Below are 23,616 nucleotides of genomic sequence, written 5' to 3' on the forward strand. Positions count from 1 at the left end.
TCCCCAGGCTGTGGCTATCCCTTGGGAATGGCGGCGTCGGCGACAACGATCCTGTCGATCCGGCCGCCGATCTGCGCGCCGGCATAGAGGTTCTCATAGTAGCGGGCAGGGAAACCCGCCTCACGCATGTGGAACGCCGTCCGATCGATGTCGTATTCGACGCGATGCAGTTCGATGTCGCCCGCCGGCGACATGAGCGCGAAGGCTGCGCGCGGATCACCGTCGCGTGGCTGCCCGACCGAGCCGGGATTGCAGAACGTCTTGCCACCGATGTCGAGACGCACCTGCACATGGGTATGGCCGGCAAAAAGCCGCGCGGCGCCTTCAGGGAAATGCACTTCCGAGACCTGGTAGAGATACTCGTCGACTGGATCCTGCCAGCTCCCATGGACAAAAAAGGTCGATCCGTCGACCAGGCGGGATCGCGACCCGGCAAGCCAGGCGTGCTGTTCCGCCGAGATGATGCCCCGCTGATATTCGATGATGTCGTTGACCATCTTCGAGCGCGGGCAGCCTTCGCCGCTCACAATATAATGGTCGTGATTGCCCATGATGTTGACGATGCCGCGGGCCTTCAGGCGGTCGATGCAGTCGCCCGGTTGGGCGTAGTAACCGACGACGTCGCCGAGCGACAGGATCGTGCTGCAGCCGAGTGCATCGATGCGGGCAAGCACGGCCTCAAGCGCGGGGAGATTGCCGTGGATGTCGGAAATGACCGCGATCATTGGACGACCAGATCCTCGGCGTAGCGCCAGGCCCGTCCGGGTCTGATGTCGGGTTCTTCCGGCCTTTTGCCGTAGAGGTAGTAGTCGAGCGCCATTTCCGCCTCGTTGTAGCCGAAGGCTGCGCGCAGCGACGTGCTGCTCGAGAAACGCGGGTTGATCTCCAGCAGATAGGCTGTCGTACCGTCCAACCGGAACTGATAGTTCGTCGGTCCGAGCGGCTTGAAGTGTCGCGCGAGGCGTTGCACGGCCTCGACCACGACAGGTGCGTCGACCACCTCTGCGTACTGGGTATTGCCGGCAACCGACAGCTTGCGCTTGAAGACGATGGGCGAAAGCGTGGTGCCATCGCCGAAGCCGAAGGCTCCAACGGTGTATTCCTGGTCGTTGCTGCCGACATATTTCTGGATGACGAAGTCATCGTCGCTCTTCTTCGTCCAGTAGTCGAAGTCGGCGACATCGCGCAAAAGCGCAATACCGCGCGAACCGTTGCCGCGGCGCGGTTTGAGCAACAGGGGCAGGGGACCGAGTTCGCGCGTGCAGGCGTCAAGCGAGCGGCTGAGCGTGCTCGGGATGGCGGGAAAGCCTGCGTCGAGAAGTGCCTCGCCCATGTCCCATTTGTCCTGCCCGACGTCGATCAGCGACGGCGTGTTCAGGGCAATGCGCGCCTCGGTCTGTGCAAATTTCGCTCGGTTCTCGTGGAAGAAGGTCACGTCCAGCTCGAGGCCGGGCAGCACCAGCGCGACATTCTCTCGCTCTATCAGCGCGAGCCAGAAGTCGAGGTAGTCTCGCGAACTCTCGTCGCAGGCAGGCTTTGTGACAAAGTGGTCGCAGAAGTAGCGGCCGATGCCATTGGCGTCACGGTCGACGCCGATGATCCTGACCGGCGTTTTTGACTTGCGCAGCGACGCCACGATGCCCTGGCCAATGATTGCGCCAACCGCCGTCACCACGACCGTCACCTGCTGCGTCGATTGCTTCGTGTCGTCTTCAGTCATTTGACGTCCATCGGGCCGAATGCATCGGCCGTCCCCATTGTCTTGATCATGGCAATCCCGTCCCTCATCGTGATGAGAGGCTGCATGCCCAGATGCGCGAGCGTGGTTGCTCCGTCCGGGAAATTGACCTTTCGAAACGGCGCCTTTTCCGTCGCGATCACCACCTGGCCGCCGCGCCCGAATGTCTCGTAGGCGAGGGCAGCGATAGCATCCGAGGTCATGGCCTCGGTATGCACGGCGTCCAGCACGCCCAAGGCACCGGTTTCGGCGGCCCGTATCATCAAGTCTGCCGCGTCCTGGACGTGCAGGAAGTTGCGCACGCCGTGTGAGGTCGGCATGCGCAGGTCCATGCCGCGCGAGGCATAGGCGATGATGCGGCCGAACCAGGGTTGATGGGCGCAGCAGCGCCCTTCAACGTCATAGAGCTGCGAGAAGCGGAGGCTGCAAAAGCCAAAGCCGTGTTTCTGCGCGCTCCACTCGAGGATTTTTTCTGCCAGCTGCTTGGACATTCCATAGGAGGTCAGCGGTGCTTCATCGAGTGTCGCGTCCGAGGATAGCGATCCGGCATGGATGAGGGTCCTCGCCCGCAGCCGCTGAGCGAGCTCGGCCACGTGAAGTGCGCCCATGGTGTTGGCCGCGAAATTCTGCCGGATGCCCGAAGGGCCATCGTCACCGAAGCTGGCGGCAACATGGAAGAGTGCGTCCACGGTCAGGCCATCGGGCACGATCGGCGCGCCCTCCACGAGGTCGAAGACGATGTCATCGGTCTGCGCCCTGCCGACGCTGACCGTCTCGACGCCGAGGCGCCGAAGACGCTCGACGAGCGCGTGTCCCAGCATCGAGCGCGGGCCGATGACGGCGGCTTTCTTCATGCGGACCAGGCTTTCACGCGGTGAACTCCCTCCAGTCGACCGTTCCGGAATGCACGAGCTTTGCGCCTTCGGCGCCGCAATTGGCGACGAGGTCCAAAGCGGTCACGTAAGGGGTGAACGCGCCGTGCAGCTGCGGATAGGGCGTGCGCTCATAGTTCATGTAGCGGACCGCTATTCCGTTCTGCCCGAAGAGATCGTGATCGAGATAGTTCCGCGCGCCATGGCCGGTGATGTAAACCGTGCCTTCGAGATGCGCAGTGATGTCGTAGACCCGCTCGCTGCTCGCGCCGCCGATCACCAGGCGGTCCGACGAGACGAAGATCGGCCGGTTCAGGCCGAAATAGGCGGCGAGCGCCAGCATGGAATTGCGGGCGACATCGGCGACCGTCGCGGTGTCCCTGGCGAACACGTCGTCGACCAGGGCGAGCATGTCCTTGACGTACGGCGCCTTGCCGTAGGCCTGGCGCAGGATATCGCGATGACGGCTTTTCCAGTCGGCCCGATCGTCGATCAGCACTTCGTCGATCCGTTGCCCCAGGTGGAAGTCCTTCAGCGGAAGGGTCAGCCAGCGGATGCCGTTGTCAGTCTTGATCTGCACGCGGTTTGTAAAGCTGCCGCGGGAAAACTGAACATCGTCGTAGTGGACGAACACATCCGCGAGCTTGATCTGCTCCAGCATGCCAACCCATGGAAAGTACATGGATTGCGAGATGACAATGTTGCGAGCCATCGGGTCGTCGCCTGGGGTCGGTGTTGTCACGTGTCGCGTGCTGGAAATGGGTGCCAAAGGTCCTTGCGCCCGGGCCTACTTCCGCACGCAGCGCAGGTAGCCGCGCGGCGAGCTGGAGAGGACGAGCTTGCCGTTCAGCGCCTCGTCAATCTCGAAGCGCGTCTCCTCTTCCATGTAAGCCTTGAGCGCTGCATAGGGCTCGTCGCCGGCATGCCAGATCTTGGAGCGCTTAGTCGGCGTCTGCGTGTCGTCGCCGAAGCCGAGCAGCGTATCGGCGACAACCATGTATTGCCCCTCGGTCACCAGCGGGCCGTAGGTGCGCAATTCGTCGAGCACGTGGTCGCGGCTGTGGTCGCTGTCGAGCACCACCATGACCGAGGCGCCCTCGGGGATCTCGGCCTTGACCTTGGCGAGCGTTTCCGCCGTCGTCGAAGGACCTTCGATCAGCGTGATGCGCGACGACATCGGGTGTTTTTCGATCGAATCGCGGTTGTGGGCGCGGATGTCGATGTCGACGCCGATGACCTTGCCCTTGCCGATGAGCTGCAGCATCGCCGCCATGAAGATCACCGAGCCGCCGCGGGCAACGCCCGTCTCGATGATGATGTCAGGCTTGGTGTTCCAGATGACTTCCTGGGTCGCCATGACGTCAGCGGGCATCTGGATGATCGGCACGCCCATGAAGGACCAGAGGTAGGAGTAGTCGTACTTGTCGAGCGTGACCAGGGTGTCGAGCGACTGCTGGAAGGCGTCCCTGTCCTTGCCAAGCGCAAGGGCCATCTCCGTCTTGTGGGCTTCGAATGCGAGACGATCGTCAACTACTGTCATTGCTGCCTGACACCCTTTAGTGAATGCAATCTACGGATGCGCCTCTGGTCGCGAATCGCGATCAATGGCGTTTCAGCGATTCGTAACGTTTTCCTGTGAACGCTTTCATGTCGGCAATTGCAAATACGGTCAAGGCCGGTTTCTTAAGGGCGAAAAGACGGGTAGATCTGGGCCCTGGCGGAAGGTTGCATGTCGCGATTCGAACTGATTTCTACACCTATAGCGGGTCTCACGGTTGTCGAACGTCAACGCAGGGGCGACGACCGCGGATTTTTCTCGCGCTTCTTCTGCCGCGATGCGCTGGCCGACTTTGGGACAGGTGGCACGATCGCCCAGATCAACCATACGCTGACGCAAGCCGCAGGCACGATCCGCGGCCTGCATTTCCAGCGCCCGCCGCACGACGAGGCGAAGTTCGTCTCGTGCCTTTCGGGCGCCGTCTTCGACGTGGCTGTCGACTTGAGGCCCGGGTCCCCGACCTATCTGCACTGGCACGGCGAGGTCTTGAGCGCTCACAACGGCCGCTCGATGATGATCCCCGGCGGTTTCGCGCACGGGTTCCAGACGCTTGAAGACGATTGCGAACTGATCTACCTGCACGACAAGCCCTATGCGCCCGATGCCGAAGGCGGGCTCAACCCGCTCGATCCGGGGCTCGCCATTGCCTGGCCGCTGCCGATCGCGCAGATGTCCGAGCGCGACCAGGCCCTGCCGGTTCTGACCGCCGCGGGCTGACGGTCTTCCCCTGCGTCGTTGACTTCACGGAGGATGGGAGGAGAATGAGATCTCCGCGCCACCACGACAGAAGGGGTGTCGACGATGACGATCGCTAGAAAACTTCAGGACTACATCGACGGTGCGGGGGTCGCCTACGACACCGTTGACCATCACCGCACGGCCACCACCAGCCAGACGGCGCGGGCGGCGCATGTGCCCGGCAGCCGGCTTGCCAAGTCCGTCGTCGTCCACCACGAGATGGGCTACGTGCTCGCGGTGGTGCCCAGCACCCATCGGGTCGAGCTTTCCACCCTGCAGGACGTGATGGACCGCCGCCTGGGTCTCGCCTCCGAGGAAGAAGTCTCAACGCTCTTTGCCGACTGCGATATCGGCGCGGTGCCGCCCGTCGGAACCGCCTATGACGTGCCGGTGCTGCTCGACGAAAGCCTCGGCGAGGTGAACGACGTCTATTTCGAAGGCGGCGACCACCGGACGCTGGTGCATATGAGCGGCGCGAATTTCCGCAACCTGATGAAGGATGCGCGGGTCGCTCGCTTCAGCCACCCGGCGTGATCAGAGCCGATACCGCTTCAGCCGGGAAATGATTGCCAACCGAAGCGAGCACTGTTTTCGCGATCTCGCCGGGCGGACTTGTCAAAACGCGGGCTTGGCAGCACCATCGCAACCTTGGGTCAATCAGGTTTGGGGATCGACGATGCGCATGAGCTCGACGAACATATCCACATGCTTGGCAGCGGTGCTGGTCGTGGCCGGCGCGCAGGCTTTCGGGTCTGCCGCGCACGCCGAAGGCACCATCTTCGATCAGTTTCCGTTTGCTGTCGCCTGCGAATACAAGGGCACCCAGCATGCATTCTATCTGGCGAAAGTCGCGTCGGACGGGACCGCGACCTACATCGCCTCGGACAATTTCGCCGGAACGATCACGTTGCATGGCGAAGCCAAGGCAGTCGGATCCGACGCCGGCGGAAGCTGCCTTGGAAAGACGCTCGCTGAGCTGAGAGCATCAGGCCAGGCGCGCGATATCAAGTAGCTGGCCGGCCCGTCATGCGGGTGCGATCCCCGATCCGGTGCCTGAGGGTCGCGCGAAGAGAATAGCCAAACTATTGTCGGGACACCGCAAAATGCCGCCGGATGGCCGGGCGGCGTGACGGTTGTAACCTGTGCTTGCCGGTGTCGCGACTAAGGCAAAGTCGTTCTGAAAACCGAAGTCTACGAAAGAAGCCTACTTTTCCTGCGGTCGACGAAAGAACTGCTGCTTTAGACTTTTCTGTTGTGGCAATCCAAAAATCTGATTTACTGCACCCCGCTGCTTGGCTTTCGGGGGATATTGCCGATGGAGTTCACCCGCAGGGAAATTATGCTTGGTGGTCTGGCGCTTGTTGGCGCCGCCGCGGTTCAGAGCCCGGTCTTCGCCAAGGCGACATCCTATTTTGGCGGTCCGGCCACCGATAACGGCGTGACCTATCGCAGCACCAATTTCGCCAATATCGACCCGAAATGGCGGCGCCAGGTCGTCAAGTATTTCAGCAGCGAGCCGATCGGCACCGTCGTCGTCGATACCAGGCACCACTTTCTCTACCTGATCATGGAAAACAAGACCGCCATCCGCTACGGCGTCGGTGTCGGCAAGGAAGGCTTCAAGTGGTACGGCCGCGCCACGATCGACCGCAAGTCGCTCTGGCCGCGCTGGACGCCGCCGCCGGAAATGCGCGAGCGTCACCCGGAGCTGCCTGAGTTCGTCGAGGGCGGCTCGCCGAAAAACCCGCTTGGCCCCCGCGCCATGTATCTGCTGCGCGACGGCGTCGATACCGGCTACCGCTTCCACGGCACGCTGGAGCCCGGCAGCATCGGCAAGGATGCCTCCAGCGGCTGCATCCGCATGTTCAACGAGGATGCGATCGATCTCTACCAGCGCTGCCCGATCGGCACCGCCGTGCAGGTTCTGCCGCACATTGCCGACAAGGCCCCCGAGGTCAGCCAGGCAACGCCGGTCGCAACTTCGGCCGCCACCCCTGTCGCCACTCCGGTCGAATGAGGAATATCACCTGATGCCTATCGTGACCGGATTGACGAAGTCGCTTCTTGCGGCCGCCATGCTGATGACGCTTGCTGCCTGCAACACCACCGAGATGGCCGCCGTGGAAGAGCCGGCCGCCGCACCGATGACCGGAAAGACCGACGATCCGGCGCCGGGCTTTGAAACCGTTTCTGTCGGCACCGAAGAGGATTTCATCCTCAATGTCGGCCGCCGCACCTACTTCACCCAGGATTCCTCGGCTCTCGACAGCGTCGCCAAGGCGACGCTCGACAAGCAGGCGACCTGGCTCAACAGCAATCCGCGCTGGCTGGTGAAACTGCAGGGCTTCTCCGATGACAGCGGCTCGGCGTCCAAGATGGAGGCACTGTCACAGAAGCGCGCCGACGCGGTGATGGCCTATTTGGTCTCCAAGGGCGTGGACCCCAACCGCCTCTGGGCCAAGGGCTACGGCAACGACCGCGAAGTGCGCGACTGCACCGAGCGCTCCTGCAAGGTCCAGAACCGCCGCGTGGTGACGAACCTCAGGACGGAACGCGATGACGAGAGTTGAGGGGCGTTGCGGTATTCCGAAGCGTCTATGCCTTGCTGAAAAAGGTCGAGAGGAATCTCTGCACGGTCCGCAGAACACTGTTGTCGAAGATCGTATGCAGTTGATCTTTCCACCCGGCTGAAGGTCGCAGGGTCGCCGCAATATTGGTGACTCTGACCTGACCCAAATAAATTGCGATTTCTGCGTTTTGGCCGTCTGCGTTCGAGCTGGAAATGTGTAGGCAGAGCCTAAACTGTGTATAGGCGTTTTCGATCGTTATGTCTGGGACGGCAACCGGCTCGAAGGAAAATATGGCAGGTTCGATTGCGTTCCCACCAACGCTAAAGGGGGCGGCCGAAAACGCCTCTGCTTCCTTCAATCGGCTGAGCCAGGGACCGCCGAGCCACTTGTTTCCCGCAGGGATTTCACAGTTTTCAGCGGAAGAACTCGCGTCGTAGTAGGCGACGATCCTGTGCACTAGGGCGGGGCTATTTCCGGAATTGATAAAATTAACGCCTGCGATCAGCTTGGGACCTTCATCTTGATGCATCTCTAGATGAGTGACGAGCACGCCCAGCTTATGTCGGTCGCGTGTCTGGTCCCAATAGGTGTACACGGCCAATGCGATTGAGAAGACCGACACAAGCAGTGCCCGGTAGGCGATCTTGTCGGAGTTGGACGTGAGCCGCATGAATACCATCCCGTAACACCCTGGTGACGGGATTGATGTGTTCCATCAATACCATAACAAAGCGTTCATGGCTAAGCTGAGTGAAGGCAATTTCAAAGATCGTCTTCTTTACGCGCCGCGCGAATGGCGCACGGAGTTACGGATCGCAGTTTATGCAGTCCCGTCTGGGTGGAGATTGATCTGGAAAATGGCGCACCCGACAGGATTCGAACCTGTGACCTTTGGAATCGGAATCCAACACTCTATCCAGCTGAGCTACGGGTGCATCCGTTTGCAGCGAGGCCGCCGAAGCGGGCTGTGAAGCGGTCATAGCTTAGCTTGCGCGTCGCTTCAATGGTGAAATGACGGAGTTCGCAGGGGAATTTGTGGGCGGCTCACAAATTCATGGCCGGCCAGGGCACCCGGACAGTTGCAAGGCGCGGCGACCGGGGTCGCTGAAAGCAAATGGCCCGGCGGGGGCCGGGCCATTCGTTCAGTTGGTTCAGGCCATCTGCATGGCGCCGGGGCCGGGGATGGCCTTGGGCGGCACCTTGCCCATGATGATCATGCCGAGCACTTCGTCCTTGGTGACGTCCTCGGTGCGGGCCTGGCCGACGACCTGGCCGTTCTTCATCACCGACACGCGGTCGGCGAGATCGAAAACGTCGTGGATGTCGTGGCTGATCAGGAAGATGCCGATGCCTTCGCGCTTCAGCTGCTTGATGAGATCGCCGACCTGGGCGGTCTCCTGCGGTCCGAGGGCTGCCGTCGGCTCGTCCATGATCAGGATGCGGGCGTCGAACAGGATCGCGCGGGCAATCGCCACCGATTGTCGCTGGCCGCCCGAGAGCGCTTTCACCGGCTCCTTGAAGCGCTGGAAGTTGGGGTTGAGGCGCCCCATGACTTCGCGGGCTTTGGCCTCCATCGCCACGTCGTCGAGCGTGCCCCAGGGGGTCCTGAGCTCGCGGCCGAGATAGAGGTTGGCGGCGGCGTCGACGTTGTCGGCGACGGCGAGCGTCTGGTAGATCGTCTCGATGCCGTATTTCTTGGCGTCGCGCGGGTTGTTGATGTCGGCGGCCTCGCCGTTGATCAGGATCTCGCCGGCATCGCGCTTGTAGGCGCCCGAAAGGATCTTGATCAGCGTCGACTTGCCGGCGCCGTTGTGGCCGAGCAGCGCCACGACCTCACCGGGGTAGAGGTCGACGGAGGCGTTGTCGACGGCGTGGATGCCGCCGAAGGAGATGGAAATGTTCTTCATTTCCACAAGTGGAGTGCGTTGGTCTTTCATGGATCGTACTCCTTACTTGGCGCGGGCGCGGTAGATGGTGTCGAGCCAGACGGCGACGACGAGGACCACGCCGACGACAATGCGCTGGAACGGGCTGTCGATACCCAAGAGCACCATGCCCGACTGAAGGGATTGCATGACAAGTGCGCCGATCATGGCGCCGGCGATCGTGCCGACGCCGCCGGCAAGCGAGGTGCCGCCGATGACGGCTGCCGCGATCGTGTAGAGTTCGTCAAGCTCGCCCTGGGCGTTGGTCGCGGCATTGAGGCGGGCGGTCGAGATCGCCGCGGCGATGGCGCAGAGGATGCCCATCAGCGTGAAGATCTTGACGGTGACCCAACGGGTCTTGATGCCGGCGAGCTCGGCCGCCTCGGGGTTGCCGCCGAGCGCAAAGACGTAGCGGCCGAACCGAAGCCGCGTGGCGATGAAGGTCATGACGATGCCGACGGCGATCGCAATCAGCACCGGAATGGCGATGCCGTGCGAAATCTGCAGGCCTCCGTCCGGCCAGGCAATGCCGTTGGCGTCGGCGTATTTGCGGGCGATGTTGGTCGGCCAGTAATAGTGGTTGGCAACGGCGATCGCGCCCAGGACAAGCACGCAGCCGAGGATCGACAGGAAGTACTCCGCCCAGACCGGCCGCAGCGGGAAGCCGAAGCGCTTGCGCTGCTTGCGCGAGTTCAGGATGGCGCCGACGATGGCGACGCAGGCGAGGATGCCGACGATCCAGCTGGCTGTCGCGCCGATCGAACCTTCGGTGCCGCCGCCCATCAGGCGGAAGGTGGCATTCATTGGCGCAACCGTCTGGCCGCTCGTGACGAACCAGGTGGCGCCGCGCCAGACGAGCAGGCCGCCGAGCGTGACGATGAAGGCAGGCACGTTGAGAAAGGCGATGATCGAGCCCTGGAGCGCGCCGATGGCGGCGCCGACGGCGATGCCGCAGGCGAGCGTGATGATCCAGATGGCCGGATGTTCGAGGCCGAGGAACTGCGGCAGGAATTTCACCTGCATGACGCCCATGACCATGCCGCAGAAGCCGAGCACGGAGCCGACCGACAGGTCGATGTTGCGGGTAACGATGATCAGCACCATGCCGGTCGCCATCACGGCAACGGAGGATGTCTGGACCGTCAGGTTCCAAAGGTTGCGCGGCGTCAGGAACAGGCCGCCGGTCATGATCTGAAAGCCGACCCAGATGATGACGAGCGCGCCGACCATGCCGAGCAGCCGGGTGTCGATTTCGGTTGCGCGGAAGAACCGCTTCACCGGGTTTTCGTCGGCGACACGGGCACGGTTTGCCTGTGTGCCCTGGGTCTTGCCCTGGGTCTTGCCTTGTGTGATGTCGGCCATGGACGTGCCTTCCCCCCACTTATGTTGTTGATGTCGTCGCGTCAGGTGGCACCAAGAGCCGGGATCGACGCGACAAGTCCGGTGCGACGGCAGAAACCGAGCGTTTCCCTCGAGCTGCGGCGGTCACGCATGCGGCATTGTCCGCCGCGTCACCACCTTGTGCAAGCGCCGCAACGGGGTGCGTTGCGGCGCTTGTTTCAGCTCAGCGCTTGGTCTTGGCCGTGCGGCTTACTTGCAAGCCGCAACGTCGCCCTTGACGCCCTGGCACGCTTCAGCCTTGGAGATCCAGCCGGCGTCGATGACGACGTTCAGGTTGTCCTTGGTGATCGGCAGCGGTGCAAGGAAGACCGACTGCATGGAGACACCCTTCGGGCCGCCGTTGAAGGCGGTGACGCCGGCGATTTCTTCCATCTTCTTGCCGCTTGCGAGCTCGGCTGCGATTTCAGCCGCACGCTTGCCGAGTTCCCGGCTGTCCTTCCAGACCGAAACGGTCTGCGTGCCGAGTGCCACGCGGTTCAGGGCCGCCTTGTCGGCATCCTGGCCGGAAACCGGAACGGAGCCGGCGAGACCCTGTGCATCGAGGGCAGCGATTGCGCCGCCGGCGGTGCCGTCGTTGGAGGCGACGACCGCATCGACCTTGTTGTCGTTGGCGGTCAGGAACTGCTCCATGTTCTTCTGGGCGTTTTCAGGCTTCCAGCCATCGGTGTAGGCTTCGCCGACATTCTTGATCTTGCCGGCGTCGACGGCTTCCTTCAGCACTTCCATCTGTCCGGAGAAGAGGAAGTCGGCGTTCGGGTCGGAAGACGAGCCCTTGATGAAGACGTAGTTGCCTTCCGGCTTCACCTTGAACACTTCGCGAGCCTGCATGCGGCCCACTTCCTTGTTGTCGAAGGTGATGTAGAAGGCGGCCGGGTTTTCGATCAGGCGGTCGTAGCCGACGACCGGGATGCCTTCGGCGGCGGCCTTTTCGATGGCCGGGCCGATGGCGTCGCTGTCCTGGGCAAGCACGATCAGTGCGTTTGCGCCCTGGGCGATCAGCGATTCGATGTCGGTCAGCTGCTTGGCGGCGGACGACTGGGCGTCAGCGGAGATGTACTTGTCGCCGGAAGCTTCGAGCGCTGCCTTGATGGCGGCTTCGTCGGTTTTCCAGCGCTCTTCCTGGAAGTTCGACCAGGAAACGCCAACGACCAGGTCTTTCGCCTGGGCAACGGAATGCAGGGAAACGATGACGGCAACGCCTGCCATCAGCTTCAAAACGGATTTCATTTCATCCTCCCGAGTGACAGCCGGCCGAGCGTGCGAACCTCCCGCACCATCCTTGGCCAGCCTTGCGATGCTGTCGTAGATCGTGCCGCTACATCGTGCGGAATTATTTTCTCGACAGTCGAGAAAATGAATGTCATGGATTTTTGAGGCTGTCAACACGGCGTGAACGCGGTGGTTGCGGCATCAACAAAGGGCTTTGCGGGCGGTCGCGTCCGTGGTTTCTCGACCGTCGAGAAAATCGGTGCCACAAGGCTGTCGACAAGGCCGTGCGTGCCTTGTCTTGCCGCTCAACAGATGCTTTGGGAGGGGCATGTGTTCGAAGGATCCGCCACTGACAGGGACGTCTCATGCTGACCAAGTCCAGCACTGAGCTCGTGCGTCAGCAAAACAGCGCGCTGGTCCTGGCCGCGCTCAGGCGTGCCGGCAATCTCTCCCATACGGAAATCTCGGCCGAGACCGGCCTTGCCTCGGCCACGGTTTCGGCGATCACGGCCGATCTGGAAAAATCGGGCGTGCTTGCCAAGGCGGAACAGCATGTCCAGGGCGGGCGAGGGCGCCCGCGGGTGCTCTTCACGCCGCGCCGGGACTATGGCTTCGTCGTCGTCGTCAGGATCTCGTCCGACGTGGTGCAATATTCGCTGACCGATTATGGCGGCACGCTGCTCGACCGCTTCGACGAGGCGCGAAACCACGACGAGCGCGGTACGGCCGCTTTTGCCAGCACCTTCGTCGGGGCGCTCGACCGCCTGCTGCAGCGTTCGCGGCTTGAGCGCGATCGGGTGCTTGCCGTCTCCATCAGCAGCAAGGGCCTTGTCGACGGCGAAACGGCGCGCCTTTTGTGGTCGCCTGTGTTCGGCGGCGAGGAGTTGGACTTTGCCGCCCTGCTTGAGCCGCAGTGGCGGGCCAGGGTCATGCTCAGCAACGAGACGCTGCTGGTGGCGCAGGCGCTTGCCGCTCAGGCGGTGCGCGAGCCCGAGAGCGGCTTCAGGGCGCTTGCGGCCATCTCGCTCGGACACAGCATCGGTCTCGGCGTGGCGCGCAGGGGCCAGAGCGGCGAACTGGATGTCAGCGCTCCGAATTTCGGCCACATGCTGCATGCGCCTTCGGCGGGCCTTTGCCGGTGCGGCGCCTATGGCTGCATCGAGGCGGCGGCAGGCTTCTACGGCATCCTCAGGGCGGCGTTCGAGGTGCCGCCGGACACGATCCCCGCCAAGTTCGTTCCCGTCGCCGAACTCGACAAGATTGCCGCGAGCGCCCGCCAGGGCCATCGCATGGCGGGCTATGCGTTTCGCCAGGCGGGCATCGCGCTTGGCAACGGCATTTCGCGCATGCTCAGCCTCTACGAGCGCATGCCGGTTCATGTCACCGGCCCGGGCATCCGCTATTTCGATCTGATGCGGTCGGGGCTCGACGAGGGACTGGCGCAGTCCATGCAGGTTCGACTTCAGGGCGCGCCGGAGATTTCGGTCGTCACCGACGAGCAGCGGCTCGTCTTCGAGGGGCATCTGGAGCGCGCCCTCGGCGCAATAGACGGCGACATCGCCACGTCGGGTGCTGCGTGATGCACGGTTGAGGCCGCTTTCAGGTGCAACCATTTTTGGGGTTGTGCCGAAGGCGAACAACATCAACGATGCAATTTACAGTTATTTAGCGACTCCTTGTCAATGTGGCGGTGACGCGGGAGACACTTAATGTTTTCAGTGATTGCATGCATACGCGACGATCATGACTGGCGCCTCATTTTGGCCGCCGCGGTCGTCTGCCTCGCAGGCAGCGTCGCAACGATGCTCCTGCTCTTGCGCGCCCAGCGCAGCGAAGGCGGCCAACGCGGCCTTTGGATCGCTGCCAGCGGCTTTGCCTGCGGCGTCGGCGTCTGGTCGACGCATTTCATCGCGATGCTGGCCTATGACGGTGGTGTCCCGGTTGCCTATGGCGCTTGGGGCACGGCGCTTTCGGTGGTCGTCGCGATCGCCGCCTCGTGGCTGGCCTTTGCCATCGGGCTTTCCGGTCGCTCGCGACTGTCGATGACCTCAGGTGGATTTCTGCTCGGCGCCGGTGTCGCGGCGATGCATTTCACCGGCATGCAGGCGATCGAGATCCGCGGGCACATTTCCTACGATCCCCCGATGACCGTTTCGGCAGTGCTCGCGGGGACGCTGCTTGCCGGCGCTGCACTTCACGCCTTCCAGGTCCTGCGCCATGTCCGGCGTCTCGTGGTTTCGACGCTGCTCCTGGTGCTGGCGATCTGCGCGCTGCACTTCACCTCGATGAGCGGCATCACGCTGGTGCCGGAGGCCGAGGTCGCGGTCGAGGGAACCATACATACCTCCTGGCTTGCCGGCGGAGTGATCGTCGCCTCCACGGTGCTGATCGTGCTGGCCTTCGCCGCCGTGTTCCTGGACCGGCACCTGACGGACCTGCGCGGGCTTGCGAATGCTTCGCTCGAAGGCATGGCGATCGTGTTCGACGGCCTGATCGTCGAGGCCAACGAGCGGTTCTGCGATCTGACCGGACGCAAGCTGTGGGAGCTTTCCGGACGAGGTCCGGGAGAGATCTTCGTCTTCGGGGACGAAGGACTTGAAGGGCACAGGCGCGGCGACGGCCCCGGCGAGATCGAACTCCTGAATGCCGAGGGCAAGACGATCCCGGTCGAATTCATGTGCCGGACGATCGAATATCGTGGCCGGGAGTGCGAGGTGATCTTCGTGCGGGACCTGCGCGCCCGCAAGGAAGCCGAACGGACGATCGAGCATCTGGCCCATCACGATGCGCTGACCGATCTGCCGAACCGCGCCTTCTTTGACCGTCGGCTCGGCCAGACGCTGTCGGCGGCCGTTGCCCGGGACGAAGAGCTGGCGATCCTCTGCCTCGACCTCGATCGCTTCAAGGCGGTCAACGACATCTTCGGGCATGGCGAGGGGGACCGGATTCTGCGCAAGGTCGCCGACATCCTGCGCGAGGCGGCCGGCGAGCAGGACACGATCGCCAGGCTTGGCGGCGACGAGTTCGCGATCGTTCAGGTGGGCGGCAAGCAGCCGGAGGCGGCGCGCCAGCTGACCGATCGCATTCTGGCTCTGTTTGCAGCGGAGATGGATACCAACCGCGATCCGACGGCTGTCGGCGTCAGCATCGGTGCTGCGGTCTTTCCTGCCGACGGGCAATTGGCAGATCAGTTGCGCAACAATGCCGACACCGCGCTCTATCGGGCCAAACAGAGCGGCAAGGGCATTGCCTGCTTTTTCGATCGCGAGATGGACGAGGCGGTGCGAACGCGACGGCAGATCGAAAACGACCTGCGCCATGCGGTGGTGCGCCGCCAGTTCTTCCTCGAATATCAGCCGTTGGTCGAGGTGCAAAGCGACAGGGTGATCGGCTACGAGGCGCTGCTGCGCTGGAGCCATCCGCAGCGCGGGCTCATCGGTCCCGATGTCTTCATTCCGATTGCCGAGGAAAGCGGTTCGATCATCCAGATCGGGGAGTGGGTGCTGGAACAGGCGTGCACGGAGGCGGCGAAATGGAATGAGCCGTTGCCGATCTCGGTCAACATCTCGCCGGTGCAGTTCCTGTTGCCGAACCTCTTCGACCAGGTCGCGGGCATCTTGCGCCGGACCGGTCTCGATCCATGGCGGCTTGAGCTCGAGATCACCGAAAAGGCGTTGATGCACAATCGCGAGGATGTGCTGGCGACACTGGTTCGGCTGCGCATCCTCGGCGTCCGGATCGTCATGGATGATTTCGGCACAGGGCATTCGTCGCTGAGCAACCTGCAGACCTTCCCCTTCGACAAGTTGAAGATCGATTGCAGCTTCACCGCAGCGCTCGAAAAGGACCCCTCGGCCCAGGCGATCGTGCGGGCGATCATCGCGCTCGGCCACAGCCTCAGGCTCGCGGTTGTGACCGAAGGCGTCGAAACCGAGCGGCAACGGCAGATCCTGGCCGAGGAAGGTTGCCAGCAGATCCAGGGTTTCCTGCCGGGGCGTCCGGGGGCTGCACCGAGCATGGGGCAGGACGGTTCTTCGGACTATACCATGCCGATGCGGGCCGACGCCTGACGCCCGCTCACCGCGACTGTACTGCGACCAGACAAAAAGGCCGGGCGCGTCACGCCCGGCCTTTTTTGTTTTACGCCTGCTTTGCGCAGTGTCACGCCAGGCTGATCTGGCGCTTTTCAACGACCGACTTCACGGCGGCGTCGGCAAGCGCGAGCGCCGCCAGGCCGTCCTTGCCCGACGGCGTGATCTCCGCGCCCTTTTCAATCGCGGCGATGAAGCTCTCGATCTCGTTGGCATAGGCTTCGGTGTAGCGGGTCATGAAGAAGTCATGCAGCGGCGGGCGGGTGTAGCCGTCGCCATTGGCGATCTCGATCGAGACCGGGCGCTGGTTTTCGGCGGAGACGACGCCCTTCGAACCATGCACCTCGATGCGCTGGTCGTAACCGTAGGTGGCGCGACGCGAGTTGGAGATGATCGCCTGGCGGCCGGAAGCCGTCTGCAGGATGACCGAGACGCTGTCATAGTCGCCGGCTTCGCCGATCGCCTTGTCGACGAGGACGGCGGCGGTCGCCGTCACCGAAACCGGCTCTTCGCCCAGCAGGAAGCGGGCCATGTCGAAATCGTGGATGGTCATGTCGCGGAAGATGCCGCCCGAGCGCTTGATGTAGTCGACCGGCGGGGCGCCGGGGTCGCGCGAGGTGATCGTCACCATTTCGACGTCGCCGATCTTGCCGGCGTCGATCGCCTTCTTGACGGCCATGAAATGCGGATCGAAGCGGCGGTTGAAGCCTACCATCAGCTTGGCCTTGGTTTCCGTGACCACCTTCAGGCAAGCCTTGACGCGTTCGGCGTCGAGATCGACCGGCTTTTCGCAGAAGATCGCCTTTCCGGAGCGGGCGAAGCGCTCGATCAGGTCGGCATGGGTGTCGGTCGGGGTGCAGATGACGACGGCGTCGATGTCCTTGGCGGCTTCGATGGCCTCGATGGTGCGGACCTCGCAACCATATTGCTTGGCAATGGCATCGGCCGCCGCCGGGAAGGCGTCGGCGACGGCCACGAGCACGGCGTCCGGATTGCCGCTGACGGCTTTGGCATGAACCTTGCCGATGCGGCCGGCGCCCAGAAGACCAAATCTTACTGTCATCTCTGTTTCTCTCGAATTCCGGTTCGCAACCGGGAAGGGGCGTGATGATCGGCGCTCATCGCGCAAAGGCGCCGCGGAATGCCTTATCCGCGAATGGGTGGAAAAAATGCGGCGATGCGGCTTGCGCGTTGGAATGCCGCGCCGGCGTCTCTCCCTTGATACCTCCCACTCCACAGGGCCCAAAACAATCGCGTTCGGAACGAATTGGCCGACGTGGAGAATTTCGGAATTTTTATTCCATTTTTGTTGTGCCCGTCAAGAGGCGTGGCACGGCCTGCCCTTGCTGTTGTCGATGAAGTTCCCGTAAATGGGTCACTCAAGAACAAGGCCTTCAGAGGACAGGATGCTGAAATTTATCGACCCGGACCACCCCTTTTATCGCCCGCTGTGGATCCGTCTGCTGATCGTGCTGTTCTGCGCGGTGTGGACGGCGGTTGAATTTTACGGCGAGCAGACGCTCTGGGGCATGATCTTCCTGGCGGTGACGGCCTATGCCTCGGCGGCGCTTCTGGTTTTCTACAAGCCGAGCGAGAAGGGTGGCGAAGAGACTGGAACCGCCGAGAAAGGCGAAGCCGGCGGCGACCAGGACGGGACGGCCGGCTGAGACCTACGGCTGCGCGCCGGGCGTGCGGATCTGCCGCGCGGCTTCGTCGATCAGCATGTTGGCCAGCTTCATCCGGACCGTTGCATTGACGCGGAAGTCCTGGGGCAGGCGGTCGGGATGGTTGTCGGCGGCGAAGGTCCGCCGTTTTGCGGCAAGGGTCGCCGGCGATTCGTTGTCCGTAAGCGCCAGTTCCTCGGCGACTTCTGCAAGGCTCGTCCGCTTGAGATGGTCCGGCATGACAGGCGGTGGTGGCGGTTCGACGAAGGCGGCATCGAAGTAGGCACGTTCGACGGTGCCGAAAGCGGCAGCGGCGACGCCGTCAACCGCAAACGCCGGCGCAAACGGCGCCAGGCGCGGCGCTGCCACGTCGGCATCTTCCGATGCTATCTGCTCGTCATCCTCTTCCGTCTTCAGCCGTTCGAGCACCGACTGAAACACCGACATTCCAAACATGCGGCCTCCAACTCGGGCGGCACTATGGCGCCCGGAGATTATCCCGGGCTGATCAAACTGATCATGCCCGGGCTGATCATTTGACTACGCCGGGCGTCACGCGCGGCCCTGTTTCAGGATCAGGTCGTAGAGCAGCTTGGCGCTTGGCGGTAGCGCGCGGCCTTCGGCGGTGATGAGGCCATAGGGCTTGATGCGGATGGGGATGTCGGTCTTGAGGATGCGGATCTCGCCGGCCGGCGTGCCGTTGCCGGCGATCAGGTTGGCGACGTCGAGCGCCACGGGCGCGATCGCGTTGGTGTTGCGCACGATCGACAGGGTCAGGATGATCGAGGACGTGTTGATGACGGTTGCCGGCAGCCGGACGCCGGCCGACATGAAGCTGTCTTCGACGGCGCGGCGCAACAGCGTGCCCGGCGGCTGGAACACCCAGTCGTAGGACGGCAGGTCTTCGGCGCTGACGATGGGCTTGTCGAGCAGCGGATGACCGTCGCGTACGATCAGGCATACTTCCTCATAGCCGATTTCCACCATGTTGAAGAGCCGTGGCGGCTGGTCGTCCGGGATCCGGCCGATGATGAAATCGTGCCTTGCCGCGAGCATTTCCCGCGCGAGCACATTGCTGTTTTCAATCTGGACGTTGATCTCGATGCCGGGATAGGCGGTGATCACTTGGCGGATGGCGGGGACCGCGAGGTTGAGGGCAGGGCCGGTGACCGAGCCGAGTGAGACCGAACCGCCGCTGCCGGTTTTCAGCTCGCTGATCTCGCGCGAAGCCTCCCGAAGCTCGAGGAAAATTGTGCGGGCCCGGCGCGCCAGCGCTTCGCCATAGGGTGTCAGCTCGACGCCGCGGGCGACGCGTTCGCAGACCGGCGCCTTCAGCATCGCCTCGATTTCCGACAGCATGCGCGAGGCGGCCGGCTGCGAAATGCCGAGCGTCTCCGCAGCCGCGCTGATGCGCCTGTGGTCGTCGATTGCGAGAATCAACCGGAGATGGCTGATCTTCAGACCGGAGCGGAAAAGCGCGGAATCGAAGATCTGTCCGGTGCCGCCGGTTGCAACCGGTTTGGTATCGCGCATTTTCAACCTCCGCGATTTTTCCCTTGGTTTTCAATGATTTTCAAAAATCACACTGTTTGGGACTGCTATATCATTTTTGGTATATATTCAAAGCGATATTGTATTTGACAGTTATACGTTTTGATTCCAGTTTTTGCTTATGTGCCAGCGCATGTGGGAGCATGCGAGGCGGGGAGGGCTCTCCTTCACCTTGATCCGCGGCCGGAGACAACGATCTCGGGCGGCGGATTGCTGCGCATAGACGGGAAGGCTCGAGCCTGCCGGCTTCAACTTTTTTGGGAGAGAACTGATGAAATTGATGACTTCGCTTCTCGCAGCCGCCGCGATCTCGATCGCGTCCTTCGCTGCGCCGGTGTTCGCACAGGACAAGGGCACCGTCGGCATTTCCATGCCGACGAAGACGTCGACCCGCTGGATCTCCGACGGCGAGACGATGGAGAAGCTGTTCAAGGAAGCCGGCTACACGCCGGACCTGCAGTTTGCTGACGACGACATTCCGAACCAGCTCGCCCAGATCGAGAACATGGTGACCAAGGGCGCCAAGGTTCTGGTCATCGGCGCGATCGACGGAACGACGCTGTCGGACATCCTGCAGAAGGCCCACGATGCGGGCGTCAAGGTCATTGCCTACGACCGTCTGATCCGCGATTCGGGCAATGTCGACTACTACGCCACCTTCGACAACTTCCAGGTCGGCGTGCAGCAGGCAACCTCGCTGGTGCAGGGCCTCAAGCTCGATGGCGCCACCGAGCCGAAGAACATCGAACTGTTCGGCGGTTCGCCTGACGACAACAACGCCTTCTTCTTCTACGACGGCGCGATGTCGGTTCTGCAGCCGCTGATCGACAGCAAGAAGATCGTCGTCAAGTCCGGCCAGAAGGGCATGGACCAGGTCGGCACGCTGCGTTGGGACGGTGCCGTTGCCCAGGCCCGCATGGAAAACCTGCTGTCGTCGAACTACACCGACGCCAAGGTCGATGGCGTTCTGTCGCCCTATGACGGCCTGTCGATCGGCATCATCTCGGCGCTGAAGGGCGTCGGCTACGGCTCGGGCGACATGGCAATGCCTGCCGTCACCGGTCAGGACGCAGAACTGCCGTCGGTCAAGTCGATCCTTGCCGGCGAACAGTATTCGTCGATCTTCAAGGACACGCGCGAACTGGCCAAGGTCACCGTCGGCATGGTCAACGCGATCATGGAAGGCAAGGAGCCGGAAGTGAACGACACCAAGACCTATGACAACGGCGTCAAGGTCGTTCCGTCCTACCTGCTGAAGCCGGTTGCCGTCGACAAGTCCAACATCAAGGACGTGCTGGTTTCGTCCGGCTACTACACCGAAGACCAGATCAACAACTGATCTTTTTTGAACGGGAAGGGGCCTGTGCTGACGCACGGGCCCTTTTATCCAGATGACGGAGCCGGTACTCTCTCAAAGACTGCCGCTGGAATGACTGAACATGGACAATATCATTCTTGAAATGCGGGGCATCACCAAGACGTTTCCGGGCGTCAAGGCGCTGGACAATGTCAGCTTCAAGGTGCGCGAGGGCGAGATCCACGCGCTCGTCGGTGAAAACGGCGCCGGCAAGTCGACGCTGATGAAGGTGTTGAGCGGCGTCTATCCCGCCGGCAGCTACGACGGCGAGATCCACTACGACGGCGAAGCCCGACGCTTCTCGACGATCTCCGACAGCGAAGACCTCGGCATCATCATCATACACCAGGAGCTGGCTCTGGTGCCGCTCCTGTCGATTGCCGAAAACATCTTTCTCGGCAACGAGATCGCCAGCAACGGCGTGATCCATTGGCCGCAGACCTTTGCCCGTACCCAGGAGCTCCTGAAGAAGGTGGGCCTTGGCGAAAGCCCGGCGACGCTGATCACCGATATCGGCGTCGGCAAGCAGCAGCTGGTCGAGATCGCCAAGGCGCTGTCGAAGAAGGTGCGGCTCCTGATCCTCGACGAGCCGACCGCCTCGCTCAACGAAACCGATTCCGATGCGCTTTTGAAGCTCCTGATGGAGTTTCGCACCCAGGGCATGACCTCGATCATCATCTCGCACAAGCTGAACGAGATCCGCAAGGTCGCCGACCAGATCACCATCCTGCGCGACGGCGGCACGGTCGAAACGCTCGACTGTCACAGCGAGGACATCGGCGAGGACCGGATCATCAAGGGCATGGTCGGCCGCGCCATGGAAGACCGCTATCCGCCGCGCGAGCCCAAGATCGGCGAGACGCTGCTTGAGGTGAAGAACTGGAACGTCTTCCACCAGCAGCATCGCGACCGGCAGTTCCTGCACGACGTCAATTTCACCGTGCGCGCCGGCGAGGTCGTCGGCATCGCCGGGCTGATGGGGGCTGGGCGCACGGAAACGGCGATGAGCCTGTTTGGGAAGTCCTGGGGCCACAAGATCACCGGCGAGGTGACGATGCGCGGCAAGCCCGTCGACGTCAGCACCATCCCGAAGGCAATCGACGCCGGCCTTGCATACGTCACCGAGGACCGCAAGCAGCTCGGCCTGGTGCTGATCAACAACATCAAGGAGAACACGACGCTCTCCAACCTGAAGGCGGTTGCGGCCAACGGCGTCATCGACGATCGCAAGGAAGCGAAGGTCGCCTCCGACTATCGTTCGAAACTGCGCATCCGCTCGCACTCGATCTATCAGGAAACGGTCAACCTCTCGGGCGGCAACCAGCAGAAGGTCGTCCTGTCCAAGTGGCTGTTCACCAATCCGGAGGTTCTCATTCTCGACGAGCCGACACGCGGCATCGATATCGGCGCGAAGTATGAGATCTACACCATCATCAACCAACTTGCCGCCGAGGGTAAAGGCATTCTGATGATATCATCGGAAATGCCGGAGCTGCTTGGAACCTGCGATCGCATCTACGTCATGAACGAGGGCCGCATCGTCGCGGAGCTCTCGAAGGCGGAAGCGAGCCAGGAATCCATCATGCGTGCCATCATGCGTTCAGGGGAGAAACACTAATGGTCGCCGATACGAGCACCCAAGCCAACAAACCCTCGATCGGGGATTATCTCAAGAACAACATCCGCGAATACGGCCTCCTGGTCGCGCTCGTTGTGATCATGCTGTTCTTCCAGTTCGTCACCAACGGCGTCCTGTTCAAGCCGGTCAACATCACCAACCTGGTGCTGCAGAATTCGTTCATCGTGATCATGGCGCTCGGCATGCTCCTGATTATCGTTGCCGGCCATATCGACCTGTCGGTCGGCTCCATCGTCGCCTTCATCGGGGCGATCTCGGCGATCATGCTGGTGAAATGGGGCCTGCCAGCCATCATCGTCATTCCCGCCTGTCTTGTTGTCGGCGGCATCATGGGGGCGGCGCAGGGCTACTGGGTCGCCTACCAGAAGATCCCGTCCTTCATCGTCACGCTTGCCGGCATGCTGGTTTTCCGCGGGCTTACCTATGTGGTGCTCGGCGGCCGTCCGATCGGTCCGTTCCCGAAGGAGTTCCAGCTGCTGTCGACCGGCTTCGTCCCGGACTTCCTCTATTTCCTCAACCCGGCGCCCGAGACGATCCAGAACATGGTGGCGCTCGTCGCTGTCATCGCGCTCGTCGGCTACGCGATCTATGCGGGGATCCGCGACCGCAAGATCAACGAGCAGCACGGCACCGAAAACGAGCCCTTCATCTTCTTCGCGGTGCAGATGGCGGTCATCGCCGCCGTCGCGTTGTTCATCGGCTTCCAGCTTGCGACTTATCGCGGCCTGCCGAACGTGCTGATCGCCATGGCCGTTCTCATCGCGCTCTATACCTTCATCACCACGCGCTCGACCATCGGCCGGCGCATCTATGCCATGGGCGGCAACGTCAAAGCGACGAAGCTTTCGGGCATCAACACCGAGCGGCTGACCTTCTACACCTTCGTCAACATGGGCGTACTGGCCGCCTTGGCCGGCATGATCATCACCGCTCGCCTCAATTCGGCAACCCCGAAAGCGGGCGTCGGCTTCGAGCTCGACGTGATCGCGGCCTGCTTCATCGGCGGCGCCTCGGCGTCCGGTGGTGTCGGCAAGATCATCGGTGCGGTGATCGGCGCCTTCATCATGGGCGTGATGAACAACGGCATGTCGATCATGGGCATCGGCATCGATTACCAGCAGCTGATCAAGGGCCTCGTGCTCCTCGCTGCCGTGTTCTTCGATGTCTACAACAAGAACAAGGGTTGAGCGGAAAGCCATAAGACCCGGCGTAAACCAGTAACATTCACCGGCAGCCGCGGCTGCCAGGATCGGCGGATTTTCTGCCGGAATTGGGTGGCGAGAGCCACCCACGGGGACGCTTT

23 protein-coding genes and 1 tRNA gene are annotated in these 23,616 nt (G+C 62.3%); 11 read left to right on the top strand and 13 right to left on the bottom strand.

Annotated elements, in window-relative coordinates; translation table 11 throughout:
* Positions 1-14: 14 nt before the first annotated feature.
* The 5 genes from VGO12_RS11765 to VGO12_RS11785 form a co-directional block, all read right to left on the bottom strand.
* Complete coding sequence (locus tag VGO12_RS11765; protein ID WP_327512930.1) at positions 15-725, bottom strand: metallophosphoesterase family protein; 711 nt, start codon at positions 723-725, stop codon at positions 15-17.
* The gene (locus VGO12_RS11770; RefSeq protein ID WP_327512931.1) at positions 722-1,720 is read right to left on the bottom strand and encodes an ATP-grasp domain-containing protein; all 999 of its coding nucleotides are present in this window, start codon (positions 1,718-1,720) and stop codon (positions 722-724) included. Before VGO12_RS11770 ends, VGO12_RS11765 begins: the two co-directional genes overlap by 4 nt.
* Complete coding sequence (locus VGO12_RS11775; protein ID WP_327512932.1) at positions 1,717-2,592, bottom strand: NAD(P)-dependent oxidoreductase; 876 nt, start codon at positions 2,590-2,592, stop codon at positions 1,717-1,719. Before VGO12_RS11775 ends, VGO12_RS11770 begins: the two co-directional genes overlap by 4 nt.
* Before the next feature lie 13 nt (positions 2,593-2,605).
* Entirely contained in the window at positions 2,606-3,322 is a 717-nt protein-coding gene (locus VGO12_RS11780; RefSeq protein ID WP_327512933.1) for a WbqC family protein, read from the bottom strand.
* 75 nt (positions 3,323-3,397) lie between these two features.
* A complete protein-coding gene (locus VGO12_RS11785) occupies positions 3,398-4,150 on the bottom strand; it encodes a cephalosporin hydroxylase family protein (protein WP_327512934.1) in 753 nt (250 codons plus the stop codon).
* Between the two features lie 189 nt (positions 4,151-4,339).
* On the opposite strand from VGO12_RS11785, the gene VGO12_RS11790 reads away from it, so the two are divergent.
* The 5 genes from VGO12_RS11790 to VGO12_RS11810 all read left to right on the top strand — a co-directional run bounded on the left by VGO12_RS11790 (position 4,340) and on the right by VGO12_RS11810 (position 7,476).
* Complete coding sequence (locus VGO12_RS11790) at positions 4,340-4,885, top strand: dTDP-4-dehydrorhamnose 3,5-epimerase family protein (protein ID WP_327512935.1); 546 nt, start codon at positions 4,340-4,342, stop codon at positions 4,883-4,885.
* A gap of 84 nt (positions 4,886-4,969) precedes the next feature.
* Positions 4,970-5,440, top strand: coding sequence for an aminoacyl-tRNA deacylase (locus VGO12_RS11795; RefSeq protein WP_327512936.1), 471 nt, complete (start codon positions 4,970-4,972; stop codon positions 5,438-5,440).
* A 142-nt stretch (positions 5,441-5,582) separates the two neighbouring features.
* Entirely contained in the window at positions 5,583-5,918 is a 336-nt protein-coding gene (locus tag VGO12_RS11800; RefSeq protein WP_414650709.1) for a hypothetical protein, read from the top strand.
* Between the two features lie 303 nt (positions 5,919-6,221).
* Entirely contained in the window at positions 6,222-6,923 is a 702-nt protein-coding gene (locus tag VGO12_RS11805) for a L,D-transpeptidase (protein WP_327512937.1), read from the top strand.
* A gap of 13 nt (positions 6,924-6,936) precedes the next feature.
* Positions 6,937-7,476 carry an OmpA family protein gene (locus tag VGO12_RS11810; RefSeq protein ID WP_327512938.1) on the top strand — a complete coding sequence of 180 codons (540 nt, stop codon included), beginning with the start codon at positions 6,937-6,939 and terminating at the stop codon, positions 7,474-7,476.
* A 25-nt stretch (positions 7,477-7,501) separates the two neighbouring features.
* On the opposite strand, the gene VGO12_RS11815 is transcribed toward VGO12_RS11810, so the two are convergent.
* The 5 genes from VGO12_RS11815 to xylF form a co-directional block, all read right to left on the bottom strand.
* On the bottom strand, positions 7,502-8,146 hold the full coding sequence (locus tag VGO12_RS11815; RefSeq protein ID WP_327512939.1) for a hypothetical protein: 645 nt from the start codon (positions 8,144-8,146) through the stop codon (positions 7,502-7,504).
* Positions 8,147-8,334: 188 nt separating this feature from the next.
* Positions 8,335-8,411: transfer RNA gene (locus tag VGO12_RS11820), tRNA-Arg, on the bottom strand.
* Positions 8,412-8,627: 216 nt separating this feature from the next.
* Complete coding sequence (locus VGO12_RS11825; RefSeq protein ID WP_065773423.1) at positions 8,628-9,413, bottom strand: ATP-binding cassette domain-containing protein; 786 nt, start codon at positions 9,411-9,413, stop codon at positions 8,628-8,630.
* A gap of 12 nt (positions 9,414-9,425) precedes the next feature.
* Complete coding sequence (locus VGO12_RS11830) at positions 9,426-10,763, bottom strand: sugar ABC transporter permease (protein WP_327512940.1); 1,338 nt, start codon at positions 10,761-10,763, stop codon at positions 9,426-9,428.
* A gap of 228 nt (positions 10,764-10,991) precedes the next feature.
* Positions 10,992-12,029 (bottom strand): D-xylose ABC transporter substrate-binding protein, encoded by a 1,038-nt coding sequence (gene xylF / locus VGO12_RS11835; RefSeq protein WP_327512941.1) that lies wholly within the window; start codon positions 12,027-12,029, stop codon positions 10,992-10,994.
* 347 nt (positions 12,030-12,376) lie between these two features.
* Here xylF and VGO12_RS11840 point away from each other — a divergent pair, with 347 nt between their 5' ends.
* Together VGO12_RS11840 and VGO12_RS11845 are read left to right on the top strand one after the other, a co-directional pair.
* A complete protein-coding gene (locus VGO12_RS11840) occupies positions 12,377-13,591 on the top strand; it encodes an ROK family transcriptional regulator (RefSeq protein ID WP_327512942.1) in 1,215 nt (404 codons plus the stop codon).
* Positions 13,592-13,720: 129 nt separating this feature from the next.
* Positions 13,721-16,081, top strand: a complete 2,361-nt coding sequence (locus VGO12_RS11845) for a bifunctional diguanylate cyclase/phosphodiesterase (RefSeq protein WP_327512943.1) — start codon at positions 13,721-13,723, stop codon at positions 16,079-16,081.
* 91 nt (positions 16,082-16,172) lie between these two features.
* Here the strand turns inward: VGO12_RS11845 and iolG are convergent, their stop codons facing one another.
* The gene (gene iolG / locus VGO12_RS11850; protein WP_327512944.1) at positions 16,173-17,165 is read right to left on the bottom strand and encodes an inositol 2-dehydrogenase; all 993 of its coding nucleotides are present in this window, start codon (positions 17,163-17,165) and stop codon (positions 16,173-16,175) included.
* Between the two features lie 343 nt (positions 17,166-17,508).
* Between iolG and VGO12_RS11855 the strand changes: the two genes are divergently transcribed.
* On the top strand, positions 17,509-17,769 hold the full coding sequence (locus VGO12_RS11855; protein ID WP_327512945.1) for a hypothetical protein: 261 nt from the start codon (positions 17,509-17,511) through the stop codon (positions 17,767-17,769).
* A 3-nt stretch (positions 17,770-17,772) separates the two neighbouring features.
* Here VGO12_RS11855 and VGO12_RS11860 read toward each other — a convergent pair whose 3' ends face one another.
* On the bottom strand, positions 17,773-18,222 hold the full coding sequence (locus VGO12_RS11860) for a hypothetical protein (protein WP_327512946.1): 450 nt from the start codon (positions 18,220-18,222) through the stop codon (positions 17,773-17,775).
* A 96-nt stretch (positions 18,223-18,318) separates the two neighbouring features.
* A complete protein-coding gene (locus VGO12_RS11865; RefSeq protein ID WP_327512947.1) occupies positions 18,319-19,299 on the bottom strand; it encodes a LysR family transcriptional regulator in 981 nt (326 codons plus the stop codon).
* A gap of 289 nt (positions 19,300-19,588) precedes the next feature.
* Here VGO12_RS11865 and chvE point away from each other — a divergent pair, with 289 nt between their 5' ends.
* From chvE to mmsB, 3 genes are all read left to right on the top strand, one after another.
* Entirely contained in the window at positions 19,589-20,656 is a 1,068-nt protein-coding gene (chvE, locus tag VGO12_RS11870; RefSeq protein WP_113535570.1) for a multiple monosaccharide ABC transporter substrate-binding protein, read from the top strand.
* Positions 20,657-20,756: 100 nt separating this feature from the next.
* Positions 20,757-22,292: a multiple monosaccharide ABC transporter ATP-binding protein gene (gene mmsA / locus VGO12_RS11875; protein WP_327512949.1), complete on the top strand. Its 1,536-nt coding sequence runs from the start codon at positions 20,757-20,759 to the stop codon at positions 22,290-22,292.
* Positions 22,292-23,500, top strand: coding sequence for a multiple monosaccharide ABC transporter permease (mmsB, locus tag VGO12_RS11880; RefSeq protein WP_327512950.1), 1,209 nt, complete (start codon positions 22,292-22,294; stop codon positions 23,498-23,500). The genes mmsA and mmsB overlap by 1 nt, the downstream gene beginning before the upstream one ends.
* Positions 23,501-23,616: the final 116 nt, after the last annotated feature.

The sequence above is a fragment of the Ensifer sp. genome (genome assembly GCF_035999135.1).
GTDB lineage: Bacteria > Pseudomonadota > Alphaproteobacteria > Rhizobiales > Rhizobiaceae > Ensifer.

Bases quoted from the DNA above. Each gene is read 5' to 3' on its own strand.
- VGO12_RS11765 (WP_327512930.1), bottom strand. From the start codon at position 725: ATGATCGCGGTCATTTCCGACATCCACGGCAATCTCCCCGCGCTTGAG.
- VGO12_RS11770 (WP_327512931.1), bottom strand. From the start codon at position 1,720: ATGACTGAAGACGACACGAAGCAATCGACGCAGCAGGTGACGGTCGTG.
- VGO12_RS11775 (WP_327512932.1), bottom strand. From the start codon at position 2,592: ATGAAGAAAGCCGCCGTCATCGGCCCGCGCTCGATGCTGGGACACGCG.
- VGO12_RS11780 (WP_327512933.1), bottom strand. From the start codon at position 3,322: ATGGCTCGCAACATTGTCATCTCGCAATCCATGTACTTTCCATGGGTT.
- VGO12_RS11785 (WP_327512934.1), bottom strand. From the start codon at position 4,150: ATGACAGTAGTTGACGATCGTCTCGCATTCGAAGCCCACAAGACGGAG.
- VGO12_RS11790 (WP_327512935.1), top strand. From the start codon at position 4,340: ATGTCGCGATTCGAACTGATTTCTACACCTATAGCGGGTCTCACGGTT.
- VGO12_RS11795 (WP_327512936.1), top strand. From the start codon at position 4,970: ATGACGATCGCTAGAAAACTTCAGGACTACATCGACGGTGCGGGGGTC.
- VGO12_RS11800 (WP_414650709.1), top strand. From the start codon at position 5,583: ATGCGCATGAGCTCGACGAACATATCCACATGCTTGGCAGCGGTGCTG.
- VGO12_RS11805 (WP_327512937.1), top strand. From the start codon at position 6,222: ATGGAGTTCACCCGCAGGGAAATTATGCTTGGTGGTCTGGCGCTTGTT.
- VGO12_RS11810 (WP_327512938.1), top strand. From the start codon at position 6,937: ATGCCTATCGTGACCGGATTGACGAAGTCGCTTCTTGCGGCCGCCATG.
- VGO12_RS11815 (WP_327512939.1), bottom strand. From the start codon at position 8,146: ATGCGGCTCACGTCCAACTCCGACAAGATCGCCTACCGGGCACTGCTT.
- VGO12_RS11825 (WP_065773423.1), bottom strand. From the start codon at position 9,413: ATGAAAGACCAACGCACTCCACTTGTGGAAATGAAGAACATTTCCATC.
- VGO12_RS11830 (WP_327512940.1), bottom strand. From the start codon at position 10,763: ATGGCCGACATCACACAAGGCAAGACCCAGGGCAAGACCCAGGGCACA.
- xylF (WP_327512941.1), bottom strand. From the start codon at position 12,029: ATGAAATCCGTTTTGAAGCTGATGGCAGGCGTTGCCGTCATCGTTTCC.
- VGO12_RS11840 (WP_327512942.1), top strand. From the start codon at position 12,377: ATGCTGACCAAGTCCAGCACTGAGCTCGTGCGTCAGCAAAACAGCGCG.
- VGO12_RS11845 (WP_327512943.1), top strand. From the start codon at position 13,721: ATGTTTTCAGTGATTGCATGCATACGCGACGATCATGACTGGCGCCTC.
- iolG (WP_327512944.1), bottom strand. From the start codon at position 17,165: ATGACAGTAAGATTTGGTCTTCTGGGCGCCGGCCGCATCGGCAAGGTT.
- VGO12_RS11855 (WP_327512945.1), top strand. From the start codon at position 17,509: ATGCTGAAATTTATCGACCCGGACCACCCCTTTTATCGCCCGCTGTGG.
- VGO12_RS11860 (WP_327512946.1), bottom strand. From the start codon at position 18,222: ATGTTTGGAATGTCGGTGTTTCAGTCGGTGCTCGAACGGCTGAAGACG.
- VGO12_RS11865 (WP_327512947.1), bottom strand. From the start codon at position 19,299: ATGCGCGATACCAAACCGGTTGCAACCGGCGGCACCGGACAGATCTTC.
- chvE (WP_113535570.1), top strand. From the start codon at position 19,589: ATGAAATTGATGACTTCGCTTCTCGCAGCCGCCGCGATCTCGATCGCG.
- mmsA (WP_327512949.1), top strand. From the start codon at position 20,757: ATGGACAATATCATTCTTGAAATGCGGGGCATCACCAAGACGTTTCCG.
- mmsB (WP_327512950.1), top strand. From the start codon at position 22,292: ATGGTCGCCGATACGAGCACCCAAGCCAACAAACCCTCGATCGGGGAT.